The following is a 25,261-nucleotide window of genomic DNA, read 5'->3' on the forward strand; positions in this document are numbered from 1 at the left end:
AGATCGAACTTACGCAGGCGTTTCGTCTCGCATGTCCGGTGGTAGCAGGTTCGGGATGCCGTCTTCGATTGGGTACCGTTCGCCACACTCCGAACAGACGAGCACGCCGTCGACGACTTCGTCACCGTCGTACTCGGCGTCCTCGAGTTCGAGTTCGTGTTTGTCCAGCGGACAGCGGAGGATCTCCAGCAACGACTCCTTCATAGTAGGTACGCTGACCGCATCCAGCAAAAGGCTTCGGGAATATTCGCCCCGCCTCTGGAACCCCCTGGAGACGGCGGAATCGGCGTCCGGAAATCGCCTCGAGGTCAGGCCCGCGGGCACTCTCGTTGTCTCCCTGTCGACCTATTCGTACGGGTCCTCGAGAACGACGGTCTCCTCGCGGCCGGGACCGACGCCGACCGCGTAGATCGGAACGTCGAGTTCGTCGCTTACGTACTCGAGGTAGGTCCGAGCGTTCTCGGGGATCGCGTCGTATCCGTCTTCGGCGACTTTCTCCCAGTCGACCTCGGGCCAGCCGTCGAAGGTCTCGAACGTCGCCTCACAGCGAGCCCACTGTTCGGTCGTCGCGGGCATCGTGTACAGTTTCTCGCCGTCGAGTTCGTAGGTGTGGCCGACCTTCACTTCGTCGAGTCCAGCCAGGACGTCGACGTGGTTGATCGCCAGCCCGGTAAAGCCGTTCGTTCTGGCCGAGTGGCGAAGCATTGGCATGTCGAGCCAGCCGACCCGGCGCGGACGACCAGTGACGGTGCCGTACTCGCCACCTTCGTCGCGGATGTACGTTGCAAGTTCCTCGTCAGGCCCGTCGGCGTCCTCGTCGTATCCGGGCGTATCGCCGACGACACCACCGAGTTCGGTCGGCAGCGGACCGCTCCCGACGCGAGTGAGGTAGGCCTTGATGATACCGATAACTTCGCCGTTGCCGACCACCGTCGGGCTGATCCCCGAGCCAGTCGCGGCACCGCCTGCGGTCGGGTTCGAGGACGTGACGTAGGGGTAGTTCCCGTAGTCGATGTCGATGATCGTCCCCTGTGCACCCTCGAGCATGACGGTCTTGCCGTCGTCCATCGCCTCGGCGAGGAACGCGCCAGCGTTGACAGCCATGTCCTCTGTCGCGAGACGCTCACCAAACTCCCGGAACTCCTCGAAGAGTGCGTCGATGTCGAACGCATCGGGGTCCTCGAGCGCTTCGATGTCGACGTCGTAGACGTCCTCGACGAGCGCGCGTTTCTGGGGGACGACGTACTCGAGACGCTCTCGGAGCACGTCCGGTTCCAGAAGGTCGCCGACGCGGACGCCGCGTCGACCCGCCTTGTCTTCGTAGGTCGGTCCGATGCCGCGGCCGGTGGTGCCGACCTCTTGGTCGGATTCGCTCTTGACGTCTTCCTCGATACCGTCGAGAACGCGGTGGAACGGAAGGATGACGTGTGCTCGCTCCGCGATTCGGACGTCGGGATCGAGCCCCTTCTCCCGGAGGGTGTTGATCTCGTCGAACAGTGTTCTCGGATTGACGACGCAACCGTTCCCGAGGACGCCGATCTTTCCTCGGACGGCCCCCGAGGGAACGAGAGAAAGCTTGTACTCCGTACCATCGTAAACGACAGTGTGTCCGGCGTTGTCGCCGCCCTGATAGCGGACGACGACGTCAGCAGCGTCGCCATAGAGGTCGACGACGCCGCCTTTGCCTTCGTCGCCGAGTTGCGACCCGACGATTGTGACGGTCATAACAGCGACGGGTTCTTCCCGGGCCGATAAACAGATTTCGGTATTGGCGGTCGCCATCGTCGCCGCCGACCGATCGGCGGTCGGTATCCGGAATCGGTCGCGCTCGACAGTGCCAGGCCAGCGCCGTCCTGCCGGTCGTCCGGCCGGAAACGCACTGTTTTCGCCCGGACGACCGTCGTCTATCACCGTCCCACAACCCGAAGCGTTAACTACTCTCAAGAGCTATTTCCTACGTTGGCAGTCGACGTTCCGGTTCTCGAGAGTAACCTTTAAAGGGCACAAAGACAAGTTAACAAATGCCATGATAGATAGACTTGAGAAAGAAGTTGATATGCTGGAACGACATCTACAGGTCCTGAAGATGGTCATCGAAAACGAACCGATCGGGATCGTCAAGATGTCGAACGAAACCGGATACCCCCACCACAAGGTTCGCTACTCCCTTCGCGTTCTCGAGGAGGAAAATCTAATCGAGCCCTCCAGTCAGGGAGCGATCAAGACAGAACGTACAGTCGAGTTCGTCGACGAACTCGACGGTAAACTCGACGACATCATGAACAAACTCGACGGGATGAAAATCGAAGACGTCCCCGAAGCCGAAAACTAACTTCCTACCGCGACGAACTTCTCCGCTCGACGGCGCTTTCTGCCCAGAGAGCCCACACCAACGCTTTCCTGCAGTCCGTCGCTCGTCTCGAGCAGAGCGACCGGAACGCACGACAAGGAACGCACGACCAGTACCGTCGGAGGTCAGGGACGGCTACAGCTCGGGAACGTTCATGTGGAACCCTTCCGACCGCGATTCGACGAGACAGAGATGATACCCCGCCTTTCGCGAGAGGTTGACGTAGCTCATCTTCGACCCACGGCTGAGGAAGCCGCTGGTAGTCGCCGTCTCGGTCACCTCGAGTGCACCGGGCTCGAAGTAACTCGAGGTAACTGCGATCGCGGCCCCGAGATCCGCGTAGTTGGCTTTGACCGCGGAAGCTTTCTCCTCGAGGTCGGTGAGCGTCTCCTCGGTGATCGGCGTTCGCGAGTCGTTCAGCGTCGCGAGCACGAGCGGATTACCGCGTTTGTCGAACGCAACGACGTCGAACGTGACCGAGTCGGGGACATCCTCGGTGTCGTCGTCTTCTAGCGAAATCGTCGCGTCGAGTTCCGCCCGGTCGATCCGCGGAATCGCGTCGTAGAAGTCTGCCAATCCGTTCGCGTTCCCGGTGTCTCGGATTTCATACAGTGCGTGCCCAGTGAGCCACTCGACGAACTGATAGGCCATCGACGAGGTGAGAAACGACTCGTAGGTCTTCCCGTCGACCGAAACCTCGTTCGCGTCGAACTCCGTGTGATGCTCGAGTCGCAAGTTCGTCGCGACGTCACTTCGGCCCGCGTCGCCAGCGTGTGCCGTTTCGAGGGTCGGCTTGCTCTTGGATTCGTACCGGACGAAGAGGTTCGTCCGAGAGAGTGCCTGGTCGGGCGACATCGGCGTCCCCGAAGCCCGGCCACCAGCGCCGCCGTCGCTTCCATCACCCTGACGTTCGCTCTCGAGTTCGTCGATACGAGACTGGAGGCGTTCGACCGTCGCGGATAGCTCCTGGTTCTCCTCACGAAGCTTGTCGCGTTCGGACGCCAGTTCGGTAGCCTTCGCCTCGAGCGCGTCCCGTTTCTCCTCGAGACGTTCGACGCGCTCTGCGAGTTGCTTCGCCCGGCCCTGGGATCGGTCGGCGGTCGAACCTGCACTCGCGGCCTGGCCGGTGTTCGTCGTCTCTCCTGCGGTGTGCTGGTCGGCCGTTCCGTCAGTACCGGTGCTGGCCTCACTCGAGTTCGAGTTCGAGTTCGAGTTCGAGGTCGAGGTCGAGGTCGAGGTCGAGGTCGAGGTCGAGTCCGAAGTCGAGGCTCGACTCGGGTTGCTCGACCGGGTTTCCCGAGACGATCCAGATTTCGCCTTCGCCTTCGACCCCGTCGAACTACTCGCCGTCTTCTCCGGATCGATCGAGGGAATACTCCGCGTCTCACGCCACTGTTCTTCCTCCTCGAACCGCTCGTCGACCGGCTCTTCGTCGTCGTCTTCGGTAGACCAAGTAATATCGCTTTGATCGAGCTGTTCGGCGGCGGCCTCGATCTCTTCTGGATCTGGATCGGGCGACAGCGCGGTCGGTCCGGAACCGTCTCTCGCTTCGACCTGCTGGTTCGACGGTTTTTGACTCGAGTTGGTTGTTTCGGCGCTGGTGTTTGCAGCCGAGGTACTGACTTCCTCTTCGGCGCTGGTGTTTGCAGCCGAGGTACTGACTTCCTCTTCGGCGCTGGCGTTCGCGGCCGAGGTACTGGTTTCTCCTCCGACGCCATCGCTCGGGGCCGTCGCACTCTCGTCTGCGGTGGTCTCGGTTCCGTTGGCCGTCTGTTCGTCGAAGCTTTCGAAGTCGACTTCCTCGCCGACGTTCCCAGGGCCAGCGTCGGAGACGTTGATCGGATCGATCGAATCGTCGCCGAGATCTATTTCCGGTCCAGCGGCGTCGGCTGATTCCGTTTCCGCACTCCCGGTGGCACTTACATCGGTCGGCCCGGTCGATGCGCTGTGATCAGACGCCGAACTAGCTCCCGACGTGTCTTGCTCTGTCCCCGGAACGTCGACGACATCGATGTCGACGTTCGTGACAGTGTAGATCCCGACCTCGTCGGAAGCGCGTTCGTACGCCTCGTCGCCGGTTATCAACCGTTCGGCGTTGCCAATGTAGGCAGCGGCCATCCGGCGACCCCCGTAGTAGACGAGGTAGTAGTCGCCACTGAGAACGTTCTCGCTCAGTTCGACGTAGCCGGTAAAACTCCCGTCCTGCAGCGTCTCGTCGACTTCCTCGATCGGGGTATCGTTCGTGTAGTATTTGGCGCGCGTTTCGCCGCCGTGTTCTTCCATCGAGCAGAGCAACGGAACGGACGGATGAGGGGCCTGATAGAGCGTCCCCGATGCGTTCCGGAAGTCCTCGATGTCGCCGTCGAAGACGCCGATGATGCGGCCGTTGAGCAGAAAGAGACAGGTTCCGTTCGCCGTGACGGCCCCCGAAAATCCGTCGTCGGCAAGGTCGGAAAGGCCGTCGTAACCCCCGCCGAACGGGCGGGAATCCCACTGCTCGACGCGCTCTTGCGTGCGTGGGTCCATAATTTAACAAGCAGTAACCTACCCAAATAGGTTACGCCTAGATTTTGGACTCGGTGTCCTCTGCGAGTTCTTTCATTCGTTTGCCAATTCGGCCCGCGCTCGAGAACTCGTCTTCGCTCATCCCCTTTGCGAGTGCGTTGCCGAGGACGAAGACGGCGTGTTTGTGTTCGCTCTTGGACTTGTGGACGTGCGATGGATCGACGTCGAGTTCGTGGTACGGTTCGAACAGTTCCTCGTCGACTTCTTCGCGCTCGGAGAAGTACTCCATGATGATGACGAGTTCTTCATGGAGTTCGAGAAGTTCGTCTTTGTGCATAGCCAGTCGTACGGACGGTTTCGGCTTAAGGATTGTGTGGACACCGCTCGCAAAACGAGCACATAACAGCCTCACGGAGAAACGGCAGCTTCGAGGAGTCGAGACGAAAAACGTCAGGGTTGAAACGGCGAGACGAAAGCGAGATCGACCTCACCTCCCGTCAGGAGTTACGCGAACGTTTTCGAGACGTCCTCGGCATCTTCGGAGTCAGCCTGAACCTTGTCCCAGGCGTTGTAGAAGTCCGCCATCCGGATCTCGGTTCGGTCGTCGCGGATGGCGAACATACCTGCCTCGGTGCAGACCGCCTTGATGTCGGCACCGGAGGCGTCCTCGACTTCCACGGCCAGTTCGCCGAAGTCGACCCCATCGGCGACGTTCATGCCGCGGGTGTGGATGTCGAAGATGATCTCGCGGCCCTCCTCGTTGGGCTTGGGAACCTCGATGAGACGGTCGAAACGACCTGGGCGGAGAATCGCGCGGTCGAGCATGTCGAAGCGATTGGTCGCCGCGATAATACGAATCTCGCCGCGTTCCTCGAAGCCGTCCATCTCGCTCAGAAGCTGCATCATCGTCCGCTGAACCTCGGCGTCACCGGAGGTCTTCGACTCCGTCCGCTTGGCGGCGATAGCGTCGATTTCGTCGATGAAGATGACGGCTGGCTCGTGCTCGCGAGCGACCTCGAAGAGGTCACGAACCAACTTCGCACCCTCACCGATGAACTTGTGGACGAGTTCTGACCCAGCCATCTTGATAAACGTCGCGTCCGTCTGGTTGGCGACGGCTTTCGCGAGCATCGTCTTGCCAGTCCCCGGCGGACCATAGAGGAGAACGCCACTCGGCGGATCGATCCCCACGTCGTCGAACATCTCTGGCTTCTCGAGTGGCATCTCGACGGTCTCGCGAACCTCCTGCATCTGGTCTTCGAGGCCGCCGATATCCTCGTAACTGACCTCGGGGCTCTCGGTGACTTCCATCACGCGGGCGCGGACGTCGGTCTCGCTGGAGAGGGTTTTGACGATCGACAGCGAGTTGTTGACCGCCACCCGAGCGTCGGGCTCGAGTTCCTCGAGCAGTTCCTCGGTGACTTCGGTCAGGGCTTCCTGGTTGTTGCCGTGTTGTTTGATGATGACGCCTTCGTCCGTGATCTCCTGGACGGTGGCGACGAACAGCGGTGACTGCTTTAATTTCTTGTTCTCGTGGGTCAGTCGCTCGAGTTTCTGCTGGTACTTGTTGTTCTCGGCGTTCGCGTCGAGGAGTTTGTCGCGCATCTCCTCGTTTTGCGCCTCGAGGACTTCGAGTCGTTCCTCGAGCGCCTGAATTTTCTCCTGTTGGGACGCCTCGTCCTCGTCGTATGGGAGGTCGACGTCGTCCACAGTGTCGGTCATCATCGTTGCTTTGGGGGCTGGTTCATAAGAGACTTCGGGTCGGAACGCCCGGCGCGTCACGATCGGTTCCTAACCGTGCGGGCGTCAGTGACGCTTACGGAAGAGAATTCGCGTTCGTCACCGCGGGTCGTGACGCTTCGGAGTGGTCGACGAACCACGGAACGACGTCCGCGGCCAGTCGACAATGTGTCTCGTCGTCCGACAGCGACGCTGGCTGGTCGCCGCGCTGTCCGTGGCACGCTCCGAACTGCGTGTGGTTTATTCCAGACCACAACAAAATCACTGAACCTCACTCGTGGCTTTCGTCCTCGAGTTCGTCGCCGGGCGGAGAGAATGTAAACAGCCACTCGCTCGTCCGGTCGTAGGTCCCGACCGGAACGCCGGGTCGAGTCCGAATCCCTTCGAAAAAGCGGTTCCTGATCACTTCTTCGACGACGCTGACGATCGAATCGGCCTCGGCGCAATCGTCGACCTCCGTCAGAATCCCAACCTCGAGTTGTGCACCGGCCATGTCGGCGTGGCCGCCGGCACTGCCGATCTGATCGAACGCGTCCCGAAGTGTTTCTCCGAGGTCGATGTCGTTCGCACGAGACCGGGCCGAGAGGTACGCAGTCTCGTCCCGAAAGCCGAACACGAGCGTCGTCTCGACGTCTTCCATCGCGAGCAACTGCTCGGCAGCCTGGGGCAGTGCGTCCCGGTTGGTGATTCTGCCGACGCTTGCGACCGCCGCGGAGTCGCGCAGTTCTCTGTTCTTGATCGCTCGAGCGATCGTTTCGAGGGTTTCACCTTCGATCGTCGGCTGTTCGATCTGGCGTAGGACGGAGACGTCGGCGTGTGGGCGAAGGATCGACGCGGCCTCGAAGTCCGCCGACGACACTTCCCGGGAGAAGTCGTTCGTATCGACGCGGATGCCATAGAGCAATGCCGTTGCAGTTGCCGAATCGAACGGGAGGCTAAAGCGGTCGACGTACTCGGTCAACACTGTACTCGTCGCGCCGACTCCTTCCCGAAGGTCGACGAACTCGCCGGGGACTGGTCCACGGGGCGGATGGTGGTCGATGACGATGTCGGCTTGGAGGTCTGCAGGAAGATCGTCGTTGACGCCCGGACGAGAGTGATCGACCAGTGCGAACGCGTCGTACTCCTCGAGTGAGTCTGCCGAGTCCAGATTCCGCAGGTCCAGATCGAGCAAGTTGACCATCGCCCGGTTCTCCTGGTGGGAAATCTCGCCGAAATAACAGGGGTCGACCTCGAGCGCGACCGATTCGGCGATGTCGACCAGCGCAACGGCGCTACCGATCGCGTCCGGGTCGGGGTTGTTGTGCATCACGACTGCGAGGCGTCCGTCGATCGACTCGAGTTGGCGGCGAAGTTGGATCACTCGCTTTGCAACCGGCGTCGTCGTCCGCTCGAGAACCGCGTCGACGATCGGCGCTTCGGTGTCGACGACGCAGTCGGCGGCGGTGTCGAACGCTGCCCGATCGCCCGGCGTCGGATTGCCACCGAGGTAAGCGACGATCTCGGCGTCCGAAAACTGCTCGCGTGCCGTCTCGAGCGTCGTCCGGTTGACGTCGGTTCGATCCCCGCCGACGAAGACGACGTCCGGCGGCTCGACGTTCTCGAGAGCGTCGGGAGCGTTCGGCGTAGCCTGGCGTGCGGGGATGCTCTCGTCTCTGAGCGTCTCGACGACGCTTTCGTCGTCAGTCACGACGAGAAGTCGGTCGTCCACGCTGTCACGTTCGGCCAGTCGCGTGACGACGTGGCGACCGACGGTCCCGCACCCGAGTACGAGCCGGAAAACCATTTGTCCGGGGTTACAATCGCTGCGTGGAAAAGGTACCGGTCGACTCGTGGGGAGAGTTGGCGACGGGGAGACGGACTCGTCCCGTCGGTCCTCGCTCGAGAGAAAAGGTGATCAGATCACGTACGCTGCCGCGTCGATCGCCGTCTCGACGACGGGACCGAAACCAGGCAGCAAGACGACCGTCATCACGGCCGCGAAGACGATCGCGGCGTAGAGGCCGGTCGGCTGTGCCAGGGCGTCGCGTTCGACGATCGGCTCTTCGATCCAGACGGCCTTGACCAGCCGCGAGTAGTAATACAGCGAGAGTGCGCTGTTTACCACGAGTGCAGCCGCGACTGCAAGCATCGCGGCGCTACCGACGCTGATCGCACCGGTAAAGAGGAAGTACTTGCTCCAGAACCCACCGAGCGGCGGGATGCCTGCGAGGCTGAACATGAAGATCGCCAGGGCGACGCAGGCGACCGGTGCGCGTTGTCCGAGGCCGTTGTAGTCCTCGAAGGTGCGACCGACGCCCCAGTGTTCCGCGAGTGCGACGAACAGGAACGCACCCGTGTTCATGAAGCCATAGACCAGCAGGTGCATCATCGCCGCACCCATGACGAGTTCACCACCGTCGGCGGTGAGGCCCGCGAGACCTATCAGTGCGTAGCCAGCGTGGCCGATCGACGAGTACGCGAGCATCCGCTTGACCTTGTCCTGTGTCGCGGCGGCGAAGTTCCCGACAGTCATCGTCACGATCGCGAGGATGACGAACGCGACCGTCCAGTCGACGCCGATCAGTGCGGCGGTTGGCTCGAGCGGGAACGCCGTCGTGAACACGCGGAACGCGATCACGAAGCCGGCAGCCTTCGACGCCGAGGAGAGAAAGGCACTGATCGGAGCGGGCGCGCCCTCGTAAGCTTCCGGAGCCCAGAAGTGAAACGGGACGCTCGCGGTCTTGAACGCGAACCCGCCGATGAGCAGCAGGATACCGAGCCCGAGCAGGCCACCGTAGCCGGCACCCTCGCCGGCGAGAACGACGATTTCTTCGGCGATCAGGTCGAGTTGCAGATGACCGGTCACACCGTAGACGAGCGAGATCCCGTAGACGAAAATCGCCGACGACAGCGCGCCGATGAGGAAGTACTTCAGGCCGGCCTCGACGCTACCGCGGTTGTCTTTCAGGATCGAAACGAGTGCGTACGACGGCAGGCTCGCCAACTCGAGTGCGATGAAGATCGTCACGAGGCTGTTAGCGGCTGCCATCAGCGACATCCCGGTTGCGGCGAGTACCATCAGCGAGTAGTACTCGGCCTGGTAGGCGTGGCCGTCCATGTAGTCGTAGCTCGCGACGGCTACCAGGGCGGTGACGATTGCGACGACGATCATGAAGAACAACGCCATCCCGTCGACGACGAACTGGCCGTCGAACAGCGTGATGACGCCACGACCGCCGTCCATGCCCGGCGTGCCGACGCCTGCGGCGGTAAACCAGACGGCGACGGCAAGCGACACGAGCGAGCCGGCAACTGTCGTGCCCGCGAGCAAGCTACGGCTCGACGAACGGGGCGAGATGCTGTCTACGAGGAACAACACGAGCGCCGTCGCCGCGAGTAACAGCGGCGGCGCGAGTGCCGTCCATCCGGCGAGTTCGATGGGAAACATTACAGTTCACCTCCGTTCTCGAGGATCGGATCGACTGCGTCGGTTATCATCTCGAATATCAGGTCGGGGGCGACCCCAAGTGCGATGATGAGTCCGAGCAGCACGAACATCGGTACGACATCGTGCAGTGGTGCCGGACTCACCTCGTAGTCGGTTTCTAGGTTATACGGTCCGAAGACGGCACGCTGCATGGCAAACAGCAGGTAGCCTGCGACTAGTACGATGCCGAACATCGCGAGTGCCGTGAGGATCGGCGCGTACGGGAAGTCAGCACCGAACGAGCCGAAGAAGATGAAGTACTCGGCCGCAAAGCCACTCATCAGCGGCAGTCCCATGTAGCCGAACGCGCCGGCCACGAGAATGCCGACGGCGACGGGCATTCGGTCTGCCATCCCGGACATGTCCGTGACCATCCGGGTGTGAGTGGCGTTGTAGAGGACGCCGACCGCCATGAACATCAGCCCGGAGATCAGACCGTGGCTGACCATCTGGAAGGTCGCACCACCGACCCCGAACTGGGTGTACGCGATCAGCCCGAGGATGACGTAGCCCATCGACGAGACCGACGAGTAGGCGACGATCCGCTTGAGGTCCGTCTGTGCTAACGCGAGCAAGGCCCCGTAGATGACGCTGATGACGGCGATTGCCGCGATCGGCACGGCGTAGGCTTCGACCTGGTCCGGGAACATGGTGAAGTTGAACCGGAGCAGGGCGTAGGTCCCCATCTTCAGCAGGACGCCAGCCAGCAGCACCGACGCCGGGGTCGGTGCCTCGACGTGGGCGTCCGGCAGCCACGTGTGGAACGGAACGACAGGTACCTTCACCGCGAAGCCGACGAACATCGCAACGAACACCAGCGACGCGAGCGTCGTGCCGGCGACGCCGAACAGCGACTCCGGCCCGCCGTTCAACATCGCCGTCGCGACCTCGGGCAGCGCAAACGTCGTGACCTCGGGCAGCGCAAACACCAGCGCAATAAAGGCACCGAACATCAGTAGCGAGGCGACGTTCGTGTAGACGAAGAACTTGATCGCCGCGTACTTCCGGCGTGGGCCGCCCCAGATACCGATCAGCAGGTACATCGGGATGAGGACAGCCTCCCAGAAGATGAACCAGACGAAAAAGTCCAGTGCGGCGAAGACGCCGATCAGATTCGCCTCGATAAAGAGCACGAGCCCGTAAAACTGGGACTCGCGCTCGTCGATCGGCGTCCACGAACTCACGATCGCAAGCGTCGTCAGGATCGTCGTCAGCACGACCAGTGGCAGACTGATGCCGTCTACGCCGACGAACCACGAAATCGTGTACTCGCTCAGCTGGAGCCACTCCATCTGGGACTCGAAGGCGAGATCGCCCTCGAGCAAGGCGTTGCCACTGCCGTCGAACGCCGAGAACAGCCACAGGCTGAGCGTGGCAGGCACCAGGCTGATCGCGAACGCGAGTTTGCCAGCGACCCGGTTCGGTGCGACGAACGTAACTGCTGCGCCGATCAGCGTGACCGCGATCAGTGTTTCGATCATCATAGGAACCACCCTCCGTAGAGTCCGAGAACGACCAGTAAGGCGATGAATCCGCCAACGAGCAGGGCCGCGTAGTTCGTCACGAGACCGGTCTGGATGCGTTTCACCCGATCACCGCCGAAGAGACTCGCCGTCGAAACGCCGTCGACGACGCCGTCGATGACGGTCTGATCGAAGCGATCGGCCGCTCGAGAGAACGGCAGTGTTAGTCCTTCCGCGAGCCAGACCTGGTACTCGTCTTGGTAGTAGTTGTCTTCGACGAGGTCACCGACCGAGCCGAGTTTCTCCTTGTGTGCGGTCGGTTCGGGGACGTTGTACAGCTTCCAGGCGACGCCAGCACCGGAGAAGGCAAGCAGCAGGGAGAGCCCGGCCGCGAGCGCGACCGTGAGCTGTTCGGAGCCGACGACGCCGGTTTCGTAGGCGAGCAGTTCACCGTAGGCGCTGTAGGTCAGCCCCTCGACGGCACCGTACTCGCCGTCGAGCCAGAACTCGAGGAACGTGATGTCCAGTCCGGTGAGCTTGGCGACCGGCGCGAGGTTGGCGATCCCCGCGACGAGTGCGAGTACGCCGAGTACAATCAGTGGCGCCTTGATCGACCAGCCGACCGGGTGTGGGTCCTCGGCAGTCTCGGATCGCGGTTCACCGTGGAAGGTCAGGAAGACCATCCGGAACGTGTAGAAGCCAGTGAAAAAGACCGCGAGCAGTCCCATCGCGTAGGCGGCCATGATCACTGGCTCCTCGAGGCCGACGATCATCGCGTCGAACAGGATCTCGTCTTTGGACCAAAAGCCCGAGAACGGGATAATTCCTGCAAGCGCGAGCGCGCCGGCGAGGAACGTGTAGTAGGTGACGGGGGCCTTGTCTTTCAGGCCGCCCATCTTCCACATGTCCTGTTCGTGGTGCATGATGACGATGACGGAGCCGGCACCCAGGAACAACAAGGCCTTGAAGAAGGCGTGGTTCATCAGGTGGAAGACTCCGGCGACGTAGCCGCCGACGCCGAGACCGAGCATCATGTAGCCGTACTGGCTAATCGTCGAGTAGGCGAGCACCTGCTTGATATCGTCTTTGACGACGCCCATCGTCGCCGCGAACAGGGCGGTAAAGCCACCGACGAAGGCGATGATCGCGAGTGCAGTCGGTGACAGTGCGTAGTAGCCGAACATTCGGGCGACCAGGTAGACGCCGGCCGCGACCATCGTCGCCGCGTGGATGAGCGCGGAGACGGTGGTCGGCCCTTCCATCGCGTCGGGGAGCCAGGTGTGCAGCGGGAACTGTGCGGATTTACCGATGACGCCCCCGAGCACGAGGAGTCCGGTGAGGGTCACCCAGTTTTCGATCCCGATTCCGGCAGGCGTCCAGGCCTCGCCGGTGCCGTCGAGAGCGGCTTCGGCGGCCGCGACGAACGATCCGTCACCGGCGAACTGCAGCGTGCCGAACGTGGCCGCGATTGCGACGACCCCGATCAGGAAGAAGTAGTCCCCGAAGCGAGTGACCAGGAACGCCTTCTTCGCTGCCGAGGGGGCCGAACGGGTGCGGAACCAGAACCCGATCAACAGGAACGAACACAGTCCCACCAGTTCGAAGAACATGAACGCCATCAGCAGGTTGTCCGCGAAGACGAACGCGAGCATGCTGAACGTAAAGAGGCCGAGCCCGGCGTAGTACCGCGGCAGCCCGGTCTCGCCCTCGGCGTTCATGTACCCGAGGCTGAAGACGTGGACCAGGAAGGCGACCAACGAGACGATTACGAGCATCAGGGCCGACAGCGGATCGATCAGGATGCCGAACGTGAACTCGATCCCGCCGACTCCCGACGGGGTCTCGCCGATCGCCCACTCGTAGAGCGTCTCGTGATACACTTCGCCGCTCGCGACGGCAACCAGCATCAACGCGGACAGCACGAGTGAGCCAAGCGTCGCGAAGATGCCCGCGAGCGCCCCTTTCTTCGGCAGAGACTTGCCAAAGGCCAGGGCAATCACGAACGCCACGAGCGGGAACGCCGCTATCGCCGGAGCGTAGCTGAATACACCTTCCATCTTACCACCTCATCGTCGTCGGAACCGTGACATCGACGTCACGGAAGTTGCGATACAGCACCAGGATGATCCCGAGTCCGACGGCGACCTCGGCGGCAGCGAGCCCGATCACGAAAAGCGAGAACACCTGACCGGTGAGATTGCCGTGATAGAGCGCGAACGCGATCAGGTTGATGTTAGCCGCGTTCAACATCAACTCGACGGACATCAGGAACATCAGTGCGTTGCGACGCGTCAAGATGCCAAAGAGGCCGATACAGAACAGCCCCATCGACAGCAACACGTAGTACTCGATCCCCACGCCGACGCTCATCGCGTCTCACCTCCCCCTTCCGCTTCGACGTCATCACCGCCGTCGGCGACGGTCGTTCGATCGGCTGGCGGAGTCAGCGACCTCGATTCGGCACCCCGACTCGAGAGCGCAGCGACCGGTTCGCCTTCCTCTTCGCGTTTCGCAAGCACGAGCGACGCGTCGAGTGCGGCGTCGAGCGTGAGTGCGATCAGCAGGAACGCTGCGAGGAACGACTCGGTTTCTGGAATCGCCAACTGGCCGGACTGGAGCGCGCCGAGATCGAACAGCGCGTAGCCGATTTCGGAGACGATTGCGATGTCCTCCGGAAAGCCGACCGGCCGATCGCCGACGGTTCCAAAGGGCGTGTTCAACACGATTAGCGCCATCAGTCCGAAGAGGGCAACGGCGAGCAGGCCGGGAACGAGCGTCTTCCCGGTGCGAAGTTCCGGTCCGGTCGTCATGGCTGTACCACCTCGTCGGCGTTCGAATCCGTCGGACTCGTGCTCTCTGGCTCGTTACGCTGGACGAGCATCACGGCGAACGTGATGAGAATGAGGACCCCGCCCACGTAGACGAGGACCTGCATCATGGCGACGAACTCTGCCGCCAGCATCACGTAGTGGACCGCGATGCTGAGCAACGCCACGCCCAGCATGAGCGCCGAGTGCCAGGGGTCTTTTAGCAACACGACCCCGCCAGCACTGGCGAGGGTCACGAACGCAAACAGCGCGAACGCGAGTGTGTCCATCATTGGTAGTCCACCTCTCCTTTCCCCTCACCGATCCACGCACCCCGATCGGGTTCGCGTGACTCGAGCGGATCGATGTCTTTGTACCACGGTACCGACTTCAGTTGCTCTTTGTTGTAGACCAGATCGTGTTTGGTGTCACCAGTGAATTCGAAGTTCTGTGTCAGTAGAATAGCGTCGACGGGACAGACCTCCTCACAGAGCCGACAGTAGATACACTGTCCGATGTGGAGGTTGTACTGTTCGCCGTTTCGCTTGTCGTCCATCACGATCTGAATCGTATCGTTCGGACAGACGTTTTCACATTGCCGACACCAGATACACCGTTCCTGGCTGAACTTGTGGACGCCACGGAACCGTGGCGAGACATCCGGTGCGGTCTTCGGGTACTCTACCGTAAAGGTAGAGCCGTCCAATGCGTGTTTCATCGTGGTTGCCATCGACTTGAGTAGTCCGATCATGCGATCACCCCAACGATTGCCGCGGTCAGGAAGAGGTTAGCAAACGACAGGACGAGCAACCCCTTCCAGCCGATTTCGATTAGTTGGTCGATTCTGACCCGTGGCACTGCCGAGCGGAGCCACTGGGTCAGGAAGAACACCGCCCAGATCTTGATGATAAACCAGACGATCTCCGGCAGGACGGGACCCGCGGGACCGCCGAGGAAAATCGTCGCGATGATCGCGCCCCCGAGAAAGATGTGGAGGAACTCCCCGAGATAGATCAGCACGAAGTAGACCGAGGAGTACTCGGTCTGGTAGCCGGCGACGAGTTCCGCCGGCGCTTCGGGCATGTCGAAGGGGTTCCGTCCGACCTCGGCGAAGTTCGCGATCAGGAACAACACGAACGCGAACGGGTTCACTAGCGCGAACCACGCTGGGATCGCCCACTCGAGGCCGGGGATCGTAAACAGGGTCGTCTCGTTTTGGACGGCGACGATCTCGCTCATTTGGAGCGATCCCGCAAAGAGCACGACCGACATCCCGGTGACGACCAGCGGAATCTCGTAAGCGACGTTCTGTGCGACCGCACGAAGGCCACCCAGCAGCGAGTACTTGTTACCCGATGCGTAGCCGGCCATCACCAGACCGATCGACGCGATACCGGCAACCGCAAAGACGTACACGAGGCCGACCTCGGGGTCGGCGAGGTGGACGCCACTCCCCATCGGGATGACGGCGAAGCCAAGCAGTGCAGAACCCGCAACCACGATCGGTGCGAGGTCGTAGGCCGGTCGGTCGGCGTTCTCGGGAATGATGTTCTCTTTCGAGAGGAGTCGAACCGCGTCGGCGACGATAATCAGAATGCCACCCGGCCCGAGATGGTTGACCGCGATCCGGTCGGTGAACGTGGCCGTGATCTTTCGTTTTGCCCAGGGGCCGGCGACGCCAGTCATCGCGAGCATCAGGTTGCCGACGATGAAGGCAGCAATAAATGCCGCGAGGAACTCGCCGGCGACGCCGAACTCGCTCAGTCCGAGCAGGTCGTCGACGAGTTCGGGTAGCAACACCGTGTCGTTTTGCAGTGGGATCGTCGTTCCGGTCATCGATCCACCTCCCCGAGCACGATGTCGAGGCTACCCAGCGACGCGATCAGGTCGGGAATGTACTCCCCTTCGGTCATCTCCGGTAGTGCCTGTAGGTTCGAGAAGCACGGGCTCCGGATCTTGAACCGACCGGGCTTGTCGGTGCCGTCCGAGCGGATGTAGATCCCGAGTTCGCCTTTCGCAGCCTCGACTGCACGGTAGATCTCCGCGTCGGCGTCCGGCTTCAGCGTCCGGGGGACGTTTGCCTGTACCGTCCGTTCGTCCTCGGGCCAGTCCTCGAGCAAATCGAGACACTGCTCGATGATCTTGGCCGACTCTTCGACCTCCTCCATCCGCGTGAGAACGCGTGCGTAGTTGTCACAGCCATCTCGAGTGACGACGTCCCACTCTACGTTCTCGTAGTGGCCGTACGGGTCGTCCCGCCGGAGGTCGTAGTCGACACCCGAGCCGCGAGCGACCGGTCCCGTAACGCCGTAGTCTTTGGCCACCTCGGGTTCTAGGACGCCGGTGTCGATACACCGGGCCTGGAAGATTTCGTTCGAGGTGACCATGTCGTTGTACTCGGCGACCTTCGCCGGGAGTTCGTCGAGGAAGTCTCGCGCCTGCTCGATGAACTCCTCGCGGGGTTCGGGCAGATCCCAGGCGACGCCGCCGACGCGGAAGTAGTTGAACATCATCCGCTGCCCGGTCAGCTCCTCTAGGATGTCCTGGACGATCTCTCGATCGCGGAACGTGTACATAAATATCGCGGTGAACTCGCCGTAGACGTCCAGCGCGAAGGTTCCGAGCGCGAGCATGTGCGAGGCGATCCGGCAGAGTTCGGCCCCCATCGTCCGGATGACCTGTGCGTACTCGGGAACCTCGATGTCCGCCAGATCTTCGATTGCCCGCGCGTACGCCCACTCGTTGAGCAGTCCGGCCGAGACGTAGTCCCACCGGTCAGGGTAGGGCATGATCTGGTGACGGTAGGTCCCCTGCTGGCACATCTGTTCCTCACAGCGATGGAGGTAGCCGATGTCGGGCTCGATGTCGGCGATCGTCTCGCCGTCGAGAACCGTCTTGACGTGGAGCACACCGTGGGTCGCCGGGTGGTGTGGACCGACGTTCAGGAACATCGTGTCCGACTCGGCGTCGTGGTGGTCGTCCTGGAGCGGGTTCTCGTGTTCTGCCAGCGTGACGATCTGTGGTTTGTTCTGGTCGTAGTCGTCCGACAGCGGATGGCCCTGCCAGGTTTCGGGCAGGAGAATACGCCGTAGATCTGGGTGATCGGCGTACTCGATACCGACCAGGTCGTAGGCCTCTCGCTCGTGCCAGTCCGCGGTCCGGAACACCGGGTCCGCGCTCTCGCTTACCGGGTCCTCACGGGTCGTCGGCACGACGACGCTGACCTCGTCGCTTGCGTCGTCGTACTTCTTGAGGTGGTAGATCGACTCGTACCGGTCCTCGTACTGCTGTGCGGTGACACAAGAGAGATGATCGTAGCCGGCCTCCTCTTTGAGATCCGAGAGGACACTCTGGACTTCGTCAGGATTGACGACGAATCCGGGTGCGTTCTCGTGGTCGTCTCGCGCGAGTATGCGGTCCCCAATCACGGATTCGAGGGCCCTAACGTCTTCGGCATCCGGCGTCTCCTCTAGCGTGCTCATGGCGAATCAGCCCAGTTGTACCGCATGACGAGGTCGTCCTCGTCGATCTCTGCTGCAAGCTTCTGTACCAGTTCGTCCTGTTCGAGGTCGCCAAAGCGCTCGAGTTCGTAGGGCTTGACGACGACGGGCGCTGATTCACCGTTCTGGATTCGTTCTTGCAGTTTGAGGATTCCGTAGATAAGCGCCTCGGGTCGTGGCGGACAGCCCGGGACGTGGATGTCGATCGGGATGATCTCCTCGGCCCCCTTGACGACGTTGTACCCCTCCTGAAACGGACCGCCAGAGATCGTACACGACCCCATTCCGACGACGAACTTGGGTTCGGGCATCTGATCGTAGACGCGTTTCATGCGCGGCCCGAACTTCGAGACGATCGTTCCGGGGACGATCATGACGTCAGCCTGTCGCGGCGAGGCACGCGGCACACCAGCCCCGTAGCGGTCGACGTCGTGTTTGATCGCGTACGTGTGAATCATCTCGATGCTGCAGCAAGCGATCCCGAACTGCAGCATGAACATCGAGTTTCCACGCACCCAGTTCATGAACTGGTCGAACTTGGTGAGGATAAAGGGTGACGCGCCGAACGCTTCCCGAAGCTTCGAGTTGAAGCGATCGTCGACGCCCTCGCCGATCCGTGAGTCGCGGGTGTCCGTCGACGGCGCTGTGCTGCCGTGTATCGTCTGTCGTGGTTCGTCGCTACTCATAGTTCACGCTCCGTGTCCACCTGTCGTGGTGTTTTTGCCCACTGTACTGCGCCGTTACGCCACGCCCACGCGAGTCCGACGAGCAGGATGGCAACGAACGCCGCCATCGGTCCGAGGATCTCGAGTAGCGAAACGGCGTCCGATTCGACCGCATCCAGGTACACGACCGCCCACGGGAACAGCAGGACGGTCTCGATATCGAAGACGAGAAACAAAAGCGCAACCATGTAGTACTGGATGTTAAACCGGACGCGCGTTCCGCCGGTCGGAACCTCGCCACTCTCGTAGGTGGCACGTTTGTTCGTCTCGGGCACACTCGGGCGCAGAAGGTACGACACCACCATCATACCGAGGGGTATCAGTAGTCCCACGAGCGCGAGCGCCCCGATTGCTATCCAGTCGTTCATCTCCGTAACGTTCGGGGGTTCTTACCGCACGCATATAAGGGTTGATTGTTCGTATTACGGCTTAATACGGGTCGAGACTCGTCTTCAGCGACGAGAAAAAGACGATTAATAACCACACATTATATAATAGTCCAAAAAGGAAGAAAATTAGCTCTAGGGGCGTGAGACGCTACTTACGCTCACTGAACGCGAGTGTTCCCTCGTCGTGTAACTGTCGTGATACTGTGGCAACTTCCTCGCGAAGTCCATCGTGAGAAGCGACGAGTCGCTCGCGAACCTCGTCGTGTTGGCGCGCAAGAATCTGGGCGGCCGAGAGCGCGGCGTTGAACGACTTGCCGGCGTCGACGGCGACCAGCGGCGCGCCCGTAGGCATCCCGATCACGCTGTCGACGGACTTCTCCTGGACCGGGACGCCGATCACCGGTAGCGGATACGCGATCGAAGCCGCCATGTTCGGCAGGTCGGCGGACTTCCCGCCCGCACCCGCGATGACGACCTCGAGGCCACGATCCTCGGCCGTCTCGGCGTAGGCCGTCATCAGATCCGGCGTCCGATGTGCCGAAGTGACGTACGTCTCGAACGTAAACCGCTCCGCTGGCGGGTCAGCGTAGTCGGTCTGTTCGACGAAGTCGAGTTCGTCCACGAATGCGTCGTAGGCCCCGCGGCGTTTCCCGCCAGTCAGCATCGTCTCGAGGTCCGAATCGCTGCCCATGACGATCCCGATGTCGGGCGTCTCCTCGTCGGGCCGATCCTGGTCTGCCTCGCGATACAGTCGATCAGTGAGGTCGCTGACGCTCTCGCTCATGGCTGGTGGTGCTCCGGCAAACGACTTGAAACGCTAGTAAACGCCGCGACTACGACCGGAACGTGACGGCGTCCTCGAGGTCGCGTGCGGTCTCGAGCAGGTCTTCGACATCGGCGTCGATATCGCCAGTAACCGTCACGTGGCCCATCTTTCGCAGCGGTCGTGCCTGTCGTTTCCCGTACCAGTGGAGGTTCCCACCGCGCGTCTCGAGAATCCGATCGAGATCGCCCAGTTCGGCCTCCCGCTCGTCGTCGACATCGCCGAGCAAGTTCGTCATCACGGTCGGCGACCGCAGGTCGGTGGCTGCAAGCGGCCAGCCCAGTACCGCACGGACGTGCTGTTCGAACTGCGAGGACCGTGCCCCCTCGATCGTCCAGTGACCGGAGTTGTGGGGGCGGGGAGCGATCTCGTTGAGCAGGATCTCACCGGCACTCGTCTCGAACAACTCGATCCCGTAGACGCCACGCCCCGCCATCACCTCGAGCACGTCCGCCGCGACCTCCCGAGCGCGCTCCTCGACGGCGTCGCTCGAGCGTGCCGGAACGATCGTTTCCCGGAGAATTTCGTCGACGTGGACGTTCTCACCGATGGGGAAGGTCGCGATTTCTCCCTCGCCCTCGACGGCGATAACAGACACCTCGCGTTCGAACTCGACGAACGACTCGACCATTGCGGGGCCGGCGACCGACTCGAGTGCCGCCTCGGCCTCCCCTTTCGACTCGACGGGGACGTTTCCACGGCCGTCGTAACCACCAGTCCGGGCCTTCAACATGACCGGCGCGCCGTAGTCGTCGATCGCCGCGCGGACATCGTCGGCGCCCTCGACCTCGCGGAAGGGCGGGACCGGAACACCCGCGGCTTCGAGTTCACGTTTCTGGACGAGTTTGTCGTGAATCGTCTCGAGGGTCGCGGGATCGGGGTGGACGGGCGTCCCCGAATCCTCGCTAACACGCTCGAGTACGTCCTGATCTGCGAGTTCGATCTCGAACGTGAGAACGTCCGCGCGCGCAGCCAGTTCCCGGATGCCGGCCTCGTCGTCGAAGTCGGCGACGATCTGGTCGCGTGCCACGAGCGCGGCCGGACAGTCCGGCGTCGGGTCCAGAACGACGACCTCGACACCCAGCGGTGCAGCCGCCTCGGCGAGCATTCGACCGAGCTGTCCGCCACCGACGACCCCGACCGTCGGACCTGGCGTCCGTAGCGTTGTCATCGCCCGGTGATTGGCCCCGTTGGCGTTTAAGTATTCTCAATCCTGGTCATCTTGGAGTCGTATGAAGGCCCGAATGTACACGTTCGTGTTTATAGAGTCTTTCACGGTGAGTCGACACTGGTCGGCGCTTCGACCCCGCCACAGCCGGCTCGCAGCGTCCATCGAGAACGGTACCTCTTTTACTCGTCCTCTCTACCGCTCGAGTATGACCACGCTCGGACTGGTGGTCGCCGAGTTCAACAGACCGATCACCGAGCAGATGGAAGAAGTCGCCCTCGAGGCCGCCACCGACGCGGACGCCGAGGTGTACGAGACCGTCCACGTCCCCGGCGTCTACGACGCGCCGCTGGCTGCCGATCGACTCGCCCGCCTCGAGGCAGTCGACGCGGTCGTCGTCGTCGGAACGGTCATCACCGGCGACACGGATCACGATCAGGTGATCACCGACGCCGCCACACAGCGGTTCGCCGACATCAGTCTCGAGCGTGACACCCCCGTGACCCTCGGCGTGACGGGTCCCGGTATGTCCGCCGCCGAGTCACGCGAGCGCATCGAGAACGCGGCGAAAGCCGTCGACGGTGCGCTCGACCTCGTCGAGCAACTCCCCGATCCACAGTAACAGACCATGTCCATGGAATTCACCGATCGCCTGACTCGAGTCGAACCGTCCGCGACGCTTGCCATCTCCGCGCTCGCGACCGAACTGGAAAACGAGGGAGAAGACGTCGTCGACCTCTCGGTCGGCGAACCCGACTTCCCCACGCCCGAGAACGTCGTCGAAGCGGGCAAGGACGCGATGGACGCCGGCCACACCGGCTACACCACCTCCGCGGGCATCCTCGACCTCCGCGAAGCCATCGTCGACAAACTCGCCGCCGACGGACTCGAACACACCACCGACGAGATCATCGTCACGCCCGGCGCGAAGCAGGCCCTGTACGAGATCGTCCACGCCCTGGTCGGTCCTGACGGGCAAAGCCCGTCGGACAGCGAGACGTCGTCCCACGCAGGCGACGAGGTCGTCCTCCTCGATCCCGCCTGGGTCTCCTACGAGGCGATGGTCAAGATGGCCGGCGGCGACCTCACCCGCGTCGACCTCTCTCCCTACGACTTCCAGCTCGAGCCCGCACTCGAGGACCTCGCCGAGGCAGTGTCGGACGAGACCGAACTCCTGATCGTCAACTCGCCGTCGAACCCCACCGGCGCGGTCTATTCCGACGACGCACTCGAGGGCGTCCGGGATCTGGCCGTCGAACACGACGTCACCGTCATCTCCGACGAGATCTACAAGGAAGTCACCTACGGCGTCGAGCCGACGAGCCTCGGGACGTTCGACGGCATGGAAGACCGCACCGTGACGGTCAACGGCTTCTCGAAGGCCTACTCGATGACCGGCTGGCGGCTCGGTTACTTCGCTGGCCCCGAGGACCTAATCGATCAGGCCGGAAAACTCCACAGCCACTCCGTCTCGTCGGCCGTCAACTTCGTCCAGCACGCCGGCATCGAGGCGCTCGAGAACACCGACGACGCCGTCGAAGAGATGGTCGACGCCTTCGAGGAGCGTCGCGATCTGCTCGTGGAACTGCTCGCGGAACACGACGTCGACGTCGCGGTTCCCGACGGCGCGTTCTACATGATGCTACCGGTCGACGAAGACGACCAGGCCTGGTGTGAGGGTGCACTCGAGGACGCCCACGTCGCGACCGTTCCCGGCACCGCGTTCGGCACGCCGGGCTACGCACGGATTTCGTATGCAGCGAGCGAGGAACGACTCGAGGAAGGGGTCGAACGGCTGGCTGAGGAAGGCTACCTGTAGTCGGGACGGCGACCCGTACTCGAATCGAACTCAGAACGTCCTTTCCTGCTGATCTGACGCGAGCGGTGATGGCCGAGTCCCCGTGAGCGATCGAGCAGTCGTCGTGGCACATACTGTCCCGACAGCAGACGGTCGGTGTCCGGTTCAGTCGTCGCCTGCGGAGCCGATCTCGAAGTCCGAATCCACGCGACCGGACGTCCTGTCGGGCGAGACCGACCGTTCGTTCCCGTCTCGGCCCGCTAGCTGGTCCAGTGCGGTCGGACTCCGGAGAACGAGCGCGCCGACGCCGACGAACAAGATGAGATCCAGATATGTCCCCATGAAGATCCCGGCGAACGACGTCAAGATCGCGAGGTTCTGTTCCGACATGACGCCGACGATCGGCAGGACGATCCAGACGGTCACCGAGAGATTGCGAAGTTTGCCGTAGAGCAACCGCCGTTCCCCGCTGACACGCGTTGCCGCCCGGTCGATCGGTCCGACGAGCAAGGCGGCGGCGATCACGATCGAGACAAACACCAGCACGGAGGCGACGGTCGCAGCCGGCTCCGGGAGGTTCCAACTCGCCAGGACGCTTCCCGGAAGCGCGTTCACTGCGAGGATCAACAACACGGTCAGGTTTCGACTGGCACCCGCGATCGCCCCGAGTAGCCACGAGACCACCGTAAAGGAGACGAAGTAGCCGAGGAATCTCGCGTGTGGGTACGCCGCTCCGTCCGCCGTCGTGGTCAGGATCTCGTTTGCCATCATGGTATTTGCGACCGCCATCACGAGACAGGCACCGGCGACGGCGAGCCCGTACCGTCGTCGCCCCGACGGATGCTGGAAGCTCCAGCCGAGGAACCCGATCGTCGCCAGACCGAACAGCCCGGCAAACGTCCAGTACAAGACGAGACCGTCGATCATGCACCACCACCCCCACTCGGCGACTCGAGGACATCTGGCGTCGTCTCATCCTCGGCGGCGAAGACGTCGAGCGTACTCGTGAGTTGCTGTGCCTGCTGGTCGAGTGCGCGTGACTTGTCCGACACCTGTACCGCGGTCGCGGCCGTCTCCTCTGCGGCGGCAGCAACCTCCTGGGAGTGTTGGGTCGTCTCCGCCGAGACCGTCGTGACCTCGTCGACGATCGTCGCGATCTCGGCCGCAGAGTCGGCCTGGTCGCCTGTCGCGTCGTCGATCGACTTGAGCCCGTCGTTGACCCAGTTGATCCCGGTCGTGATCTCCTCGAGTTGGTCCTGGAGATCGTCGATCGTCGCTGCAGTGTCGGTGATTCGCTCGTCGACGGCTTCGATCTCGTCGGCGCTCGTTACCGCTCGCTGCTGAATCGACTGGAGGGTCGTCTCGACATCCTCGACGGCGTTTTGTGTCTCCTGTGAGAGGTCCTTGACCTCCTGGGCGACGGCACCGAAACCGGAACTGTTTCCGCCCGCGCCCGCAGACCGGGACGCCTCGATCGCCGCGTTGACGGCGAGCATGTTGGTCTGCTGTGCGATTTCGTCGATGAGCGTGATTATCTCCTCGATCCGTTCGGCTTCCTCGTTGAGTCGATCGATCGTCTCGACGACCGCTTCGGTCGTCGACACCGACTGCTGGATCTGTGACTGTGCCTCGGCTGCAGCGTCTCGTCCGTCGTCGGCGCGGGCCACGACACGGTCGGACCGATCGGCAATCTCGGACGTCGTCGACGCCACCTCCTCAGTCGTCGACGACAGCGACGTGACTTCGTCCGAGGCGAGTTCGAGAGCGTCCGTCTGTCGGCTCGAGCCGTCCGTGATCTCCTGTATGCCCTCGGAGACGTCGGCGTTTGCCTCCTGGATCTCGTTGGCCGAGAGCTGTAGTTCGGTCGAAGTTTCGTCCAGCGTTCGTGCGACCGTCTGGCCCTGTGCGACGAGCGCCTCTATCTGGTCGACCATCTCGTTGAACGAGTCGGCGATCGCTGCCATTGCCTCGTCGTCGGTCTCGGGCTCGAGCCGTCGCGTGAGGTCGCCACTCGCACAGACGGCCATCACGTCGGAGAACCGGTCGGCTTCCGCGAGCAACTGCTCGTTTTGTCGTTCGGCCGTTTGCTGGGCCTCGCGAGCACGTTCTCGTTCCCGGTCGAGGTCCGTAAGCGTCGTCTCGAGCGAGTCGCGCATCTCCGCAACCGACCCGTACAGCGTCCCCACCTCGTCGATCCGTCCGGTCTCGAGGTCGACCTCGAACTCGCCGTCGCCGATACGTTCGGTCTTCGTGCTCAACTGCCGGAGTGCCAGTGCGATGTTTCCGCCGATCACGATTCCGACGATCGCGAGATGGACGACGAAGATGACGAGCAACGACGCGATCGCCGCGATCGCCCGGTCTTCCAGTGTCTCACCAGTTCCATGAACGACGTGTCCAGCGAAAAACGCCCCCAGGCCGAGTGTCAACGCGATCACGAACACGAGGATCGAGGCCGTCTTGACGCTAAACCGGCGGCGTATCCTATCTGGAACGAATACTCTTCCTTTCATTTATTGCGTCG

General features: G+C 62.3%; 24 protein-coding genes. 3 read left to right on the forward strand and 21 right to left on the reverse strand.

From position 1 onward, the window contains the following. Positions 1–9: 9 nt before the first annotated feature. Together NATGR_RS04095 and NATGR_RS04100 are read right to left on the reverse strand one after the other, a co-directional pair. Positions 10–204, reverse strand: coding sequence for a methytransferase partner Trm112 (locus NATGR_RS04095; RefSeq protein WP_005581297.1), 195 nt, complete (start codon positions 202–204; stop codon positions 10–12). A gap of 141 nt (positions 205–345) precedes the next feature. Continuing rightward, on the reverse strand, positions 346–1,725 hold the full coding sequence (locus NATGR_RS04100) for an adenylosuccinate synthase (RefSeq protein ID WP_005581296.1): 1,380 nt from the start codon (positions 1,723–1,725) through the stop codon (positions 346–348). 301 nt (positions 1,726–2,026) lie between these two features. Here NATGR_RS04100 and NATGR_RS04105 point away from each other — a divergent pair, with 301 nt between their 5' ends. Then, positions 2,027–2,332: a hypothetical protein gene (locus tag NATGR_RS04105; protein ID WP_005581295.1), complete on the forward strand. Its 306-nt coding sequence runs from the start codon at positions 2,027–2,029 to the stop codon at positions 2,330–2,332. Positions 2,333–2,485: 153 nt separating this feature from the next. Here NATGR_RS04105 and NATGR_RS04110 read toward each other — a convergent pair whose 3' ends face one another. From NATGR_RS04110 to NATGR_RS04195, 17 genes are all read right to left on the reverse strand, one after another. Beyond that, a complete protein-coding gene (locus NATGR_RS04110) occupies positions 2,486–4,876 on the reverse strand; it encodes a DUF7527 domain-containing protein (protein ID WP_005581294.1) in 2,391 nt (796 codons plus the stop codon). 37 nt (positions 4,877–4,913) lie between these two features. Then, positions 4,914–5,192: a UPF0058 family protein gene (locus NATGR_RS04115; RefSeq protein WP_005581293.1), complete on the reverse strand. Its 279-nt coding sequence runs from the start codon at positions 5,190–5,192 to the stop codon at positions 4,914–4,916. 167 nt (positions 5,193–5,359) lie between these two features. Further along, a complete protein-coding gene (gene pan1, locus NATGR_RS04120) occupies positions 5,360–6,577 on the reverse strand; it encodes a proteasome-activating nucleotidase Pan1 (protein WP_005581292.1) in 1,218 nt (405 codons plus the stop codon). Between the two features lie 289 nt (positions 6,578–6,866). Continuing rightward, on the reverse strand, positions 6,867–8,381 hold the full coding sequence (locus NATGR_RS04130; protein ID WP_005581290.1) for a DHH family phosphoesterase: 1,515 nt from the start codon (positions 8,379–8,381) through the stop codon (positions 6,867–6,869). 111 nt (positions 8,382–8,492) lie between these two features. After that, on the reverse strand, positions 8,493–10,025 hold the full coding sequence (locus tag NATGR_RS04135; protein ID WP_005581289.1) for an NADH-quinone oxidoreductase subunit N: 1,533 nt from the start codon (positions 10,023–10,025) through the stop codon (positions 8,493–8,495). Next, the gene (locus NATGR_RS04140) at positions 10,025–11,548 is read right to left on the reverse strand and encodes a complex I subunit 4 family protein (protein ID WP_005581287.1); all 1,524 of its coding nucleotides are present in this window, start codon (positions 11,546–11,548) and stop codon (positions 10,025–10,027) included. Before NATGR_RS04140 ends, NATGR_RS04135 begins: the two co-directional genes overlap by 1 nt. Continuing rightward, the gene (nuoL, locus tag NATGR_RS04145; RefSeq protein WP_005581286.1) at positions 11,545–13,584 is read right to left on the reverse strand and encodes an NADH-quinone oxidoreductase subunit L; all 2,040 of its coding nucleotides are present in this window, start codon (positions 13,582–13,584) and stop codon (positions 11,545–11,547) included. Before nuoL ends, NATGR_RS04140 begins: the two co-directional genes overlap by 4 nt. A gap of 1 nt (position 13,585) precedes the next feature. Next, positions 13,586–13,897, reverse strand: a complete 312-nt coding sequence (gene nuoK, locus NATGR_RS04150; protein ID WP_005581284.1) for an NADH-quinone oxidoreductase subunit NuoK — start codon at positions 13,895–13,897, stop codon at positions 13,586–13,588. Beyond that, the gene (locus NATGR_RS04155) at positions 13,894–14,337 is read right to left on the reverse strand and encodes a hypothetical protein (protein ID WP_005581282.1); all 444 of its coding nucleotides are present in this window, start codon (positions 14,335–14,337) and stop codon (positions 13,894–13,896) included. Before NATGR_RS04155 ends, nuoK begins: the two co-directional genes overlap by 4 nt. Next, a complete protein-coding gene (locus tag NATGR_RS04160; RefSeq protein ID WP_015233315.1) occupies positions 14,334–14,627 on the reverse strand; it encodes an NADH-quinone oxidoreductase subunit J in 294 nt (97 codons plus the stop codon). The genes NATGR_RS04155 and NATGR_RS04160 overlap by 4 nt, the downstream gene beginning before the upstream one ends. Beyond that, positions 14,624–15,085 carry a NuoI/complex I 23 kDa subunit family protein gene (locus NATGR_RS04165; protein ID WP_005581279.1) on the reverse strand — a complete coding sequence of 154 codons (462 nt, stop codon included), beginning with the start codon at positions 15,083–15,085 and terminating at the stop codon, positions 14,624–14,626. The genes NATGR_RS04160 and NATGR_RS04165 overlap by 4 nt, the downstream gene beginning before the upstream one ends. Beyond that, a complete protein-coding gene (locus NATGR_RS04170; protein WP_005581278.1) occupies positions 15,082–16,170 on the reverse strand; it encodes a complex I subunit 1/NuoH family protein in 1,089 nt (362 codons plus the stop codon). The genes NATGR_RS04165 and NATGR_RS04170 overlap by 4 nt, the downstream gene beginning before the upstream one ends. Then, positions 16,167–17,816 (reverse strand): NADH-quinone oxidoreductase subunit D, encoded by a 1,650-nt coding sequence (locus NATGR_RS04175; RefSeq protein WP_005581277.1) that lies wholly within the window; start codon positions 17,814–17,816, stop codon positions 16,167–16,169. Before NATGR_RS04175 ends, NATGR_RS04170 begins: the two co-directional genes overlap by 4 nt. Continuing rightward, on the reverse strand, positions 17,813–18,520 hold the full coding sequence (locus NATGR_RS04180; protein WP_005581276.1) for an NADH-quinone oxidoreductase subunit B: 708 nt from the start codon (positions 18,518–18,520) through the stop codon (positions 17,813–17,815). The genes NATGR_RS04175 and NATGR_RS04180 overlap by 4 nt, the downstream gene beginning before the upstream one ends. Then, entirely contained in the window at positions 18,517–18,927 is a 411-nt protein-coding gene (locus tag NATGR_RS04185) for an NADH-quinone oxidoreductase subunit A (RefSeq protein ID WP_005581275.1), read from the reverse strand. The genes NATGR_RS04180 and NATGR_RS04185 overlap by 4 nt, the downstream gene beginning before the upstream one ends. Before the next feature lie 169 nt (positions 18,928–19,096). Then, positions 19,097–19,732 (reverse strand): AIR carboxylase family protein, encoded by a 636-nt coding sequence (locus NATGR_RS04190; protein ID WP_005581274.1) that lies wholly within the window; start codon positions 19,730–19,732, stop codon positions 19,097–19,099. 49 nt (positions 19,733–19,781) lie between these two features. Next, the gene (locus NATGR_RS04195; RefSeq protein ID WP_005581273.1) at positions 19,782–20,942 is read right to left on the reverse strand and encodes a 5-(carboxyamino)imidazole ribonucleotide synthase; all 1,161 of its coding nucleotides are present in this window, start codon (positions 20,940–20,942) and stop codon (positions 19,782–19,784) included. A gap of 205 nt (positions 20,943–21,147) precedes the next feature. Between NATGR_RS04195 and ribH the strand changes: the two genes are divergently transcribed. Together ribH and NATGR_RS04205 are read left to right on the forward strand one after the other, a co-directional pair. Then, the gene (gene ribH, locus NATGR_RS04200) at positions 21,148–21,561 is read left to right on the forward strand and encodes a 6,7-dimethyl-8-ribityllumazine synthase (protein ID WP_005581272.1); all 414 of its coding nucleotides are present in this window, start codon (positions 21,148–21,150) and stop codon (positions 21,559–21,561) included. Positions 21,562–21,567: 6 nt separating this feature from the next. Beyond that, complete coding sequence (locus NATGR_RS04205) at positions 21,568–22,758, forward strand: pyridoxal phosphate-dependent aminotransferase (protein WP_005581270.1); 1,191 nt, start codon at positions 21,568–21,570, stop codon at positions 22,756–22,758. A 144-nt stretch (positions 22,759–22,902) separates the two neighbouring features. Here NATGR_RS04205 and NATGR_RS04210 read toward each other — a convergent pair whose 3' ends face one another. After that, the gene (locus NATGR_RS04210) at positions 22,903–23,664 is read right to left on the reverse strand and encodes a bacteriorhodopsin (RefSeq protein WP_005581268.1); all 762 of its coding nucleotides are present in this window, start codon (positions 23,662–23,664) and stop codon (positions 22,903–22,905) included. Continuing rightward, positions 23,661–25,250 carry a methyl-accepting chemotaxis protein gene (locus tag NATGR_RS04215; protein WP_015233317.1) on the reverse strand — a complete coding sequence of 530 codons (1,590 nt, stop codon included), beginning with the start codon at positions 25,248–25,250 and terminating at the stop codon, positions 23,661–23,663. Before NATGR_RS04215 ends, NATGR_RS04210 begins: the two co-directional genes overlap by 4 nt. Positions 25,251–25,261 lie beyond the last annotated feature (11 nt).

This window comes from Natronobacterium gregoryi SP2 (genome assembly GCF_000230715.2).
Taxonomy (GTDB): domain Archaea; phylum Halobacteriota; class Halobacteria; order Halobacteriales; family Natrialbaceae; genus Natronobacterium; species Natronobacterium gregoryi.